The sequence below is a fragment of the Streptomyces sp. NPDC041796 genome (assembly GCF_055590785.1).
The window spans coordinates 1-8,714 of record NZ_JBVJAH010000055.1; the positions used below are offsets into that span (position 1 = coordinate 1).

The 8,714-nt window shown below is 67.7% G+C and carries 11 protein-coding genes and 1 pseudogene; 7 read left to right on the forward strand and 5 right to left on the reverse strand.

From position 1 onward, the window contains the following. The first annotated feature begins 223 nt into the window (after window positions 1-223). Complete coding sequence (locus tag ACZ6C1_RS38020; RefSeq protein WP_469247628.1) at window positions 224-1,507, forward strand: IS30 family transposase; 1,284 nt, start codon at window positions 224-226, stop codon at window positions 1,505-1,507. Window positions 1,508-1,609: 102 nt separating this feature from the next. Next, a complete protein-coding gene (locus ACZ6C1_RS38025) occupies window positions 1,610-2,023 on the forward strand; it encodes a hypothetical protein (protein ID WP_469247629.1) in 414 nt (137 codons plus the stop codon). A 9-nt stretch (window positions 2,024-2,032) separates the two neighbouring features. Here ACZ6C1_RS38025 and ACZ6C1_RS38030 read toward each other — a convergent pair whose 3' ends face one another. Continuing rightward, window positions 2,033-2,587, reverse strand: a complete 555-nt coding sequence (locus ACZ6C1_RS38030) for a hypothetical protein (protein ID WP_469247630.1) — start codon at window positions 2,585-2,587, stop codon at window positions 2,033-2,035. 867 nt (window positions 2,588-3,454) lie between these two features. Between ACZ6C1_RS38030 and ACZ6C1_RS38035 the strand changes: the two genes are divergently transcribed. Continuing rightward, a complete protein-coding gene (locus ACZ6C1_RS38035) occupies window positions 3,455-4,339 on the forward strand; it encodes a DUF6042 family protein (RefSeq protein WP_469247638.1) in 885 nt (294 codons plus the stop codon). Here the strand turns inward: ACZ6C1_RS38035 and ACZ6C1_RS38040 are convergent, their stop codons facing one another. Continuing rightward, window positions 4,340-4,624 (reverse strand): hypothetical protein, encoded by a 285-nt coding sequence (locus ACZ6C1_RS38040; RefSeq protein WP_469247631.1) that lies wholly within the window; start codon window positions 4,622-4,624, stop codon window positions 4,340-4,342. A 142-nt stretch (window positions 4,625-4,766) separates the two neighbouring features. Between ACZ6C1_RS38040 and ACZ6C1_RS38045 the strand changes: the two genes are divergently transcribed. The 4 genes from ACZ6C1_RS38045 (at window position 4,767) to ACZ6C1_RS38060 (ending at window position 6,532) form a co-directional block, all read left to right on the forward strand. Continuing rightward, window positions 4,767-5,366, forward strand: coding sequence for a hypothetical protein (locus ACZ6C1_RS38045; protein WP_469247632.1), 600 nt, complete (start codon window positions 4,767-4,769; stop codon window positions 5,364-5,366). A gap of 50 nt (window positions 5,367-5,416) precedes the next feature. Further along, window positions 5,417-5,734, forward strand: a complete 318-nt coding sequence (locus ACZ6C1_RS38050; protein WP_469247633.1) for a hypothetical protein — start codon at window positions 5,417-5,419, stop codon at window positions 5,732-5,734. Between the two features lie 76 nt (window positions 5,735-5,810). Beyond that, window positions 5,811-6,005: a hypothetical protein gene (locus ACZ6C1_RS38055; protein WP_469247634.1), complete on the forward strand. Its 195-nt coding sequence runs from the start codon at window positions 5,811-5,813 to the stop codon at window positions 6,003-6,005. A gap of 143 nt (window positions 6,006-6,148) precedes the next feature. Beyond that, window positions 6,149-6,532 carry a peptide deformylase gene (locus ACZ6C1_RS38060; protein WP_469247635.1) on the forward strand — a complete coding sequence of 128 codons (384 nt, stop codon included), beginning with the start codon at window positions 6,149-6,151 and terminating at the stop codon, window positions 6,530-6,532. Window positions 6,533-6,587: 55 nt separating this feature from the next. Here the strand turns inward: ACZ6C1_RS38060 and ACZ6C1_RS38065 are convergent, their stop codons facing one another. From ACZ6C1_RS38065 to ACZ6C1_RS38075, 3 genes and pseudogenes are all read right to left on the reverse strand, one after another. Beyond that, window positions 6,588-6,785 (reverse strand): cation:proton antiporter regulatory subunit, encoded by a 198-nt coding sequence (locus ACZ6C1_RS38065; protein WP_469247636.1) that lies wholly within the window; start codon window positions 6,783-6,785, stop codon window positions 6,588-6,590. Window positions 6,786-6,927: 142 nt separating this feature from the next. After that, window positions 6,928-7,290, reverse strand: a pseudogene (locus ACZ6C1_RS38070) (NAD-binding protein); the annotation flags it as partial. Next, window positions 7,242-7,583: a potassium transporter TrkG gene (locus ACZ6C1_RS38075; RefSeq protein WP_469247637.1), complete on the reverse strand. Its 342-nt coding sequence runs from the start codon at window positions 7,581-7,583 to the stop codon at window positions 7,242-7,244. The pseudogene ACZ6C1_RS38070 and the gene ACZ6C1_RS38075, both read right to left, overlap by 49 nt. Between the last annotated feature and the right edge of the window lie 1,131 nt (window positions 7,584-8,714).

The following is an 8,714-nucleotide window of genomic DNA, read 5'->3' on the forward strand; positions in this document are numbered from 1 at the left end:
CACGCCCGCGGAATCGACCGCGACACCATCACCCGCACCATCGGCCTGTCCGGCGAGCAGGTACGCAAGGCGCTGCGCGGGGAGCCGACCACCGACTAGATGCCGGGTACGATCCGGCCCGGGCGGGTTCACCACCCGGTGTACGCCTTGTCAGCCCCGCCCTTCGTGCCCCCGCCTCCGCGCCTTGGGTTCTAATGATCGTCGCAACGCCCGAACGGCGGGAATGCGATGGAGCAAGATCGAATCTATAGAGGCGGTCCCGGCCGCCCCCTGGCAGACGAGCAGAAGTTCCTTGAGCTCGTTTGGCCAGGGGGTGAGCAACGCAGAGGCCAGTCGCATTGTCGGCATCAACCCCAGGACGGGGCGTGAGTGGCGGAACGGACGCAGCGCACGGATCAAGACGACGAAGCTGCCCGGCAAGCGGACGCGGCCCGCGGTCCAGCCGCTGACAGGCGAGAAACGGATCTTCATCCCTCATCCCCTCGGGGAGGACGAAGTCTCGTCACGGGGGCGGTCTATCTCTCCCCGCTACCTCTCGGAGGAGGAGCGCATCAGGATCGCTGACCTGTGGAGGGAGAAGAAATCCATCCGGTCGATCGCGGCAGAGCTGGGGCGTAGCCCGTCGACCGTCAGCCGCGAGATCCGCCGCAACTGCACCCCCAACTTCAAGCCGAGCAACCCGGGATACTACCGCCCTTTTGCCGCTCACAGGCGCGCTGCAACGCGGCGGGCGCGGCCCAAGGCGCGGCGGATCGAGGCATGCTCTGAGCTGCGGGATTTCATCCAAGCGCGCTTGGATGAGAAGTGGAGCCCAGAGCAGATCGCGAACATCCTCCGGCGGCAGTTCGCGGACCGACCGGAGATGCACGTAACGCACGAGACGATCTATCGCACCCTGTATGCCCGAGCCAGAGGGGGGCTGTGGCGCGAGACCAGCCGGCGTCTCCGTACCGGCCGCTCGATGCGGAAGCGGCGTCGGCATCCTGACCAGCGGCAATCACGCTTTTCGTACCCAATGGTCATGATCAGCCAGCGTCCCTTCGAGCCCGTCGACCGATCCACTCCCGGGCACTGGGAGGGGGATCTGATCGTCGGTGCGAAGTACGGCTCCGCGATCGGCACGCTGGTCGAGCGCAGTACCCGCTACACGGTGCTCGTGCACCTTCCGCACGGCTGCAGGCCGGACCTGATGCAGGACGCACTTGTGCAGGCTGTGAAGCCCCTCCCGCTACATCTGAAGCGCTCTTTGACGTGGGACCAGGGGGTGGAGATGGCGCATCACTTCGCCTTCTCGATTGCGACCGGCGTGCCGGTGTACTTCTGTGAGCCCCACAGCCCGTGGCAGCGCGGCTCGAACGAGGACCTGATGAAGTACACCAGGGAAGACCTGGACGCCGCCGCTGCCGAGCTCAACTCCAGGCCTCGGAAGACGCTCGGCTGGGACTCCCCAGCCGAGCGCTTCGCCAGGCTCCTGAACGACGACCCCCGCGTTGCGACGATTTGTTGAATCCGCCCGCTCTGGACCGGGGGCACTTGTGCGTTCCGGGCTGTCGGTGGTCGCTGCGATACTCGCCAGCAGTGCCCGCACCAGCTCGAGGGACCCCCGCCCGTGGACCTGGACCGTGACCCACAGGCGATCGCGTACGCCGCTGCCGAGGAGATCCGGGCGCTGAACCACCGGACCCAGCAGGTGTCCGCGTTCGACGGCGAGCACGGCTTCCGCGGCGCCGCGCCGGCGAACCTGTCCAGCACGGTGGAGGGACTCGTCTGCCTCACCGACCGCCTCCCCCAGGCCTTGCAGCAGCTACGGCGCGGGCTGCAGCAGCTCGAGGAGCAGCAGACGATCCGCATGGCCGACGGCAGCAACCCGGGTGACGGGGTGTCCACGGCGCTGCGAGGGCTGCTGAACGCCGAGGAAGCGGTCAAGGCCGCGAACCACGCGCTGCGCGCCGCAGGGGCGCCGATGGCCGCGATGGGCGGCTACCTCGACGAGATGGAAGACCAGGACGACGCCGTCGTGTAGCCCGCGGGGTTAGAGGTCGATGAGGGCCCAGCGGCGGCGGCCGGCGCCGTCGCGGTCGGTGTCGACGCCGCAGGAGACGACACCGGTGGCGGCCAGGTCGTGGAGGAACTGCTCGTCGGGGGTGTCCTGTGCGGGCTGGTGGGACAGGATGAGGATGAGGGCCTGCTGGTCCTGGTCGGCGAGGTGGACGCTGATTCGGGCACCGTCGTCCTCGAGCGCCGCGTTCACGAGCCGGGCCGTCAGCGCGGCGGCGTGTTCGGCGCGGGCCGGGCGGTAACCCCAGTCGGCCAGCTTCTCGGCGACGTTCCGCGACGCCTTCGGGCCGGCGGACGCGTGGGCCCACGGGGCGGCGGCGAGGGTCCAGTTCGCGGCGCGGCGGTTCGCGATCCGCGCGCGGAGCCGGGGCTGCGCCGCCATGGCGGCACCCGGCCCAGTTCCGGGGCGGGCGGGGTCGTGACGCGTCTCCGGGCGCGGCGCCTCGACCGGTTTCTTCGGCGGTGGCGGGGTCTTCGGCGGGTAGTCCGGACGGTGCGGACCGTCTTCCACGTCGATCGGCAGTGCCACAGCAGCCTCCCCGGGCCGGCCGTACCCCGCATGCGGGGTCTTGCCGTCATGGTAGGCGCCCGGGCGCGGCGTGGTGGCGGTTCGCCGGGGGTTACGTCGCGCTGCTCACGAGTCGGCACAGTTCCCCCGCCGCCGACCACGGGACACGGCTGGTGTGACCGCCGTCGTGGAGCAGCACCAGGTCCGGCTGTGGGGCCGAAGGGCTCTGGGCGATGTAGGGCCTCGGGACTGGTGAGCTCGCATGTTCAGGTGTCGCGTATTCGCGGCCGAGCCCAGATGGGACTCGCGCTGAGTGATATGCGCGAGCTTGGCCGCACCCAGCAGTCCGCTGGTCTGCGATTGACATGATGGGTACCAGCAAGTCTCAGGTGTCTCTAGAGGAGAGACTATGGGGTTTAAGACCGGGGTTGGCGAACGGGACGAGTGGTCCTATTCGCCGGCTGTCGGCGTCGGACCGCTCCGGTTCGGGATGACCGTCGACGAAGTAGTCGAGGCGGCTGAGATGCTCGGCCAGACGAAGGGCAGCGATTGTGCACGTAACCACGCGATCTTCACGCCGACTTGGAAGGTCGAAGTCCACCGTCGCGGAGTGACTCCTTCATCGCCTGCCGTCACGGCCTATGTGAGCCAGGCTGTGGGGCTGTTCTGCATCGCTGCCGATGCCGTACACGGACCTCAGATCGCGTACGACGGTCTCCAACTGGTCGGGAGAGACCTGTCGGAGCTGGAAAGCGATGCAATCGCGTATGCCGAGGCGATGGACGTGCACTTTCGCTACATGCCCGTTGGCTACGCAGCACCGGATGATCCGGGATGGTCATGCGCGCGCAACTGGTCGGTGAGGTCCTCCGGTCGCGTCCGCTGTTCATGGTGCCGCGCGACGGCGCGTGGACGGAATGGGACTCGTTGCCCTCCGAGGGGTACGGGCGCCCGTTGATACACAAAGGCGAGCTCCTTTGTCCGGCTACCGCTGGCCCTGGCGGGGAAACTGGCTGGTTCCGCAGCGGCTGGCTGAGCTCCCTGCCCGAGCACCAGTCGATGATGCTGTGCATGCTCTTCGGCACCGCCACGCCCCGGGGCCTGAGCGGCACCATCGACGACGTGACACGCGAGGTGCTCGGCGACCGGCTGGACGCCTTCTTCTGCCGGGACGGGGACACCCTCGACTCCCCGGTCATGTGGCTGGGTGATGAGCCGGGAGAGGCGGAAACCGAGGATGAGAAGGACGAGCTTCGTCGTGACTCCGCAGCTCACCGGGCCACGTGTGAAGGGATGCTCCGCGCCGCTGGCCTGCCGGTGCCGACGACGATCCGCGAGCTGGCCGACACCATGGTCGCGCTCGGCATTGCCACACAGCAGGACGGCGTCTGGAGCATGCCGGACCCCCTCCCGATCCCCGAAGACGTCCTGGACGTTCCCGAGGCCGACCGCGCTGGGCTCGCGTCGATGCGGAGGATCTGGGACCTCGGACCGATCGAGAGCGCCCTCATCGAGCACCTGCTGGAAGACCTGCACCGTCCGGACGAGGTCTTCACCTCCGTGGACCGCCTGGCAAACGCGACGGAGTTCGACGAGGACGACGTCCGCAGCGGAATGGCCCGCCTCGTTGAGCTGGGAGACATCCGGCTCGAGCGCGGCACAGCACGCGAAGCGGTGGCCCCCGAAGACCTGAAGGGCCACGAGCGGTTCCACCTCGTGCCCGACCGTCAGCACTTCGACGAGCACCGGATCACCATCCGCCGAGGCGACTGATCAGGAGAGCGCAGAACGGCCGGCCTGGGTGACCGACACCAAGTCCGGCCGTTCGCCGTTGGCAGGGTGTACGACCTCCACCAAACCCTGCTCCCACAAACTGATCGAAGCGCCGTACAGGCTGAACTGATGGTTCTGCCACTTCACGCGCCTTGGGTCCTCCTCCGGGGCGCTGCCGGGGAAGTCCGGCGGGTAGATGCCGTGGAAGAAGCTGGACATGGCCATCGGCTCCGGCGCCTGGACGATGAGCTCGAGCAGCTTCCGCTCGTCAGGAGTCAACGTCATGCCGTCAGCGTAGAGGCGCTATCTGCTGAAGCGGGGCGTTCTGATGACGCGCAGGTCCGCTGGTATGGCTGGGAGCAGGAGGCTGTCACCCGCTTTGCGGAATCGACGACACGGCGGCGGCGCCAGCCGTAGGGTGTCGCCTGTGTCGAAGAAGAACCGGTTTGCCCGGGACAAGAAACTCGCACGTGAACGCGCTCGCCGACTGGCCATCCGGAGCAGCGAAGAGTGCCGGCTCTACCAGCTCCAGCCGCCGTTCAGCCCGTACGAGGAGTGGATTCGCGTCCCAGAACAGGCGAGGGACACGTTCCAGCACCCCGCTGCCCATGATGACCGGCTCACGGACGACACCAAAGACCTGCTTGACCGGGTGACGAAGCTGGGCCCTCGATACGGTGGGCACGTGCCCCTAGCTGCTGTTTACCTTGACATGCAGCTCAGCAAGGGCGTGATGCACATGGCCGTCCCCGGCAAGCCCGGCATGATGACCCAGGTCCGGATCGATCAGGTCGCCGCTTCCATTTCGGACCCGGCGACCGTCGCTGACATGGCCGCGAGGCACCCGGAAGCGGACCTCGAGGCTCCCAAGTCTGTGATCACAGATGACGGGGCAGCCTGGTACATCCATCAGCTCCACGCCAATGGGGCTCTCGTGATGGACGACGATCATGTGATGCACATGGCGTTGCCGTCTCAGCGTGCTGGGGATGACTGGAAGTTGAGCGGCAACTGGACCGGCGAGTGACTGCCGGCGCGTAGTCTGGAGTACCGCAGCATCGATCCGGGGAGGTTGACGTGGCTCGTGAGGACTGGACGGTGGACCGGCTCCACCATGCCCTTCCGCACTCGGCGCTGCGGCAGCAGCTGCTGACGGACGTGAACCTGACCCCGATCGAGCAGCTGCCCTCCGTGCTGGACCGGTGGGCGTCGGCGGCCGAGACCCTCCAGGCCGCCGAGCACCGGATCGAAGCGGCGCGCATCATGATGAAGGCCACCGGCCGGCCGTCAGAGGAACTGACCGGCGCGGAAGACCGGACAGCGGATGTCCTTCGCGATGCCGGGTCCGGCCGCGGCGAGCACCGGCATGACGAGCGTGGCCGGGGAGCGGCGTGACCTACCGCCTCCACCTCCCCGGCGACATCTTCGACACCTACAAGCAGCTCCCGACCCCGCGCGCCGGGACCTGGCCGTGTGCCTGGTCGACGCCCAGGAGGACCCGCTCGCGCACTCGGAGCCGTACGGGCAGGACGACGGCGTGGTGCGGACCGTTGCCCGCGGGCACGTCGCTGCGGTCATCCTGATCGGCCACGACACCCAGCCGCTGACGGTGCTGGCGATCATGTACGCGGGCCGGTTGCCGGGTAGTGGCTGCGGCCGGGTGTGAAAATTCCCGAGTCGGTGTCAGATGCGGGGTCTACCGTGGATGGCCCTGCTCCTACGCCCGAGGGGAGCGACCCCGCTCATGGCGAACCGCGTATGGCACACCCTGCTCAAGATCGAGATTGACCCCAGCCGTGAAGACCTAGCATGGGCATCGCCGCCCCGCAGATCGGCATCGCACGCACCGCCGCCGTCGTCCAGCCGCCCGGCGACGCCGCCGCCATCATCCTTCTCAACCCGCGGATCACCACCCAGTCCGAGGAGATGGACGAGCAGTACGAGGACTGTCTGAGCTTCTTCGACGTCCGCGGCCTCGTCCCCCGCCCCCTGAAGATCACGGTGGAGACCACAGCCCTGACCTGCGAGACGGTGACGACCGTGTACGAACGCGGCCTCGCCCGCCTCATCGACCACGGGATCGACCACCTCGACGGCCTGCTTTACACCGCCCGGATGCGAACCGGAGTCGACCCCATCCCGGTGGAGGAGTACCGGCAGACCGGCCGAGCCTGGGTGTACGAAGGGGCCTGACCAGGCCCCACGGGGGAGGCCGTTGTCTGCCGTTTGCCTGCCCTACTGGAGTTCGCTAAAGCGTTCGATTGCTCGGGTGTGGCCGGCGACGATGATGGGTGTCGTCCGCTTCCACGAAGGTCTCGGCGGTGGCGTAGGTGAAGCCTTCGCCGGGGCGGTTGATGGCGACGACGGTGACGCCGTAGCGGGAGCGAACGCCACTGTTCGACAGGGGCAGGCCGACGATGTCGGCGGGCGGATTGGTTTTCACCATGGCGAAGTCGTTCCTCGAACTCGATGTAGTCGAGCATGCGGCCCCGAACGAGGTGGGCGACACGCCGGCCAATGTCGTGCTCGGGGTAAACCACGTGGTGGACGCCGAGCTGAGTGAGGATGCGCCCGTGAGCTTCGCTGATGGCCTTGGCCCACACGTTCTCGATGCCGAAGGAGACCAGCAGCGAGGCAGTGAGGATGCTGGCTTCCAGGTCGGTGCCGATGGCGACGACAGCGCGGTCGAATTCGTGGACCGCGAGCTGGCGCAGGGCGTCCTCCTTGGTGAAGTCGGCCCGCACGGCGTGGGTGAGGGAGCCGGAGAGGGCCTGGACGACTTCGGCGTTCTCGTCGATGCCGAGGGCTTCGCTGTCATCGTCGACGAGTTCCAGGGCCAGGGCGATCGTTGACGACGACAGAGCCCTGGGCGTTCGTACGCCGCTTCTTGGGGGTTGTCTTCCTAGCCAATGACGGGTCGCTCCTTCCCAAGGTCGTACAGGCGGACGCAGGTGCGCAGGGCGAGTGAGGAGGCGACGGTGATGGGACCGAGGCGGCCGATGAACAGCAACGCGATCAGCAGCAGCTGCAAGCCAGGGTGCAGGCCGGCGGTGATTCCGGTGGAGAGGCCAACGCTGGCGAACGCGGAGGTGACCTCGAACAGCGACTGGTCCAGATTCTGGTCGGAGAAGACCATGAAGGCCACGGTGGAGGTGGCCACGGACAGCAGCACCACCGTCAGGGCCTGACGCTGGAGATCGCCGTGCAGGCGGCGATGGAAGAGGTTGACCGCCCCCCTCGCCACGGATCTCGGCATATATGACGAAGAACAGCACAGCGAAGGTGGTGACCTTGATACCACTGGCGGTGCCGGCGCTGGCGCCACCGATGAACATCAGGACGTCCGTGCCCAGCCAGCTGGCGGGGTTCATCTGAGAGGTATCGATGCTGTTGAACTGCGGTACGCGGCATGACGCCCGGAAGGACCCGGCCAGCAGCTTCCCGGGCACGTCCAGCGGGCCCAGGGTGGCGGGGTTGGCCCACTCGATCGCGGTGATGAAGGCACTGCCGCCGGCCAGGAAGACACCGGAAGCCCACAGCACGATCTTGGTGTCCAGGGACCGGGCCACGGCCGGCGCCAGCGGCGGCGCAGCTCGAACAGCACGTGGGTGGGCAACGAGTTCCCTTCACCGTCAGATGGCGGCCCAACCGAGGCCTCAATCCTGCAACCCACCCGACTTATCAAACACCCGGGCGACCTGAACCGCTCGTCGGCGTGCTTGTGGGTTCAGCGGTTACGCTCAGGCGAGAGCGTGGAATGCGGGTCGCGAGCGCCCAGCTGGCGGCTCACTCCATCAGGTGCGGCGCCCACCGTCGGCGCTCCGGCGTTACCAGGGATTCTGCGCAGACCTGGCTGGGGACGGAGGGGATGGAGGGGCGTTCCGAGGCAGGCATGAGGGCCTTCAGCGTCCGCCGCTTCGATGTGTTCGCACGTCCCGCAGCTGTTCTTCCAGGTACTCGGCATTCTCTTCCGCCAGTTCCCGCGCGTGCTGTGGCTGGGCGAGCTCGAGGGAGTGCTGGGGGCTGATGCGCTCAAGTTTGGTGCGCAGCCGGCGACTAGGTTGTCGGTGGGGAGGAGCCTGCCGTACGGGGTGGACAGCGGGCCGGCGATCCGGCCCTCCAGGGCGGACTCCAGCAGCCGCAGCAAGCCCGTCCTCGCCGGTCAACTGCAGGTACTCGGGCCGGGGCCCGGCTCACCAGCTCGTCGATCAGCCGGTCATCTACGGCCTTCACTGACACAGCCGCCGCCGACTCGCCGACTTCATATTCGGCCACGTTCTCACTGAGCCTCTTTCATCCTGTGCTGAAGGGTGAAATGGGCTGGTCAGCAGGTGTGGTGACGAGGCAGGGCCCCTCGTCGTTGGCGTGGTGATTC

Bases quoted from the DNA above. Each gene is read 5' to 3' on its own strand.
- ACZ6C1_RS38020 (WP_469247628.1), top strand. From the start codon at position 224: ATGCGATGGAGCAAGATCGAATCTATAGAGGCGGTCCCGGCCGCCCCC.
- ACZ6C1_RS38035 (WP_469247638.1), top strand. From the start codon at position 3,455: ATGGTGCCGCGCGACGGCGCGTGGACGGAATGGGACTCGTTGCCCTCC.
- ACZ6C1_RS38040 (WP_469247631.1), bottom strand. From the start codon at position 4,624: ATGACGTTGACTCCTGACGAGCGGAAGCTGCTCGAGCTCATCGTCCAG.
- ACZ6C1_RS38060 (WP_469247635.1), top strand. From the start codon at position 6,149: ATGGGCATCGCCGCCCCGCAGATCGGCATCGCACGCACCGCCGCCGTC.
- ACZ6C1_RS38065 (WP_469247636.1), bottom strand. From the start codon at position 6,785: ATGGTGAAAACCAATCCGCCCGCCGACATCGTCGGCCTGCCCCTGTCG.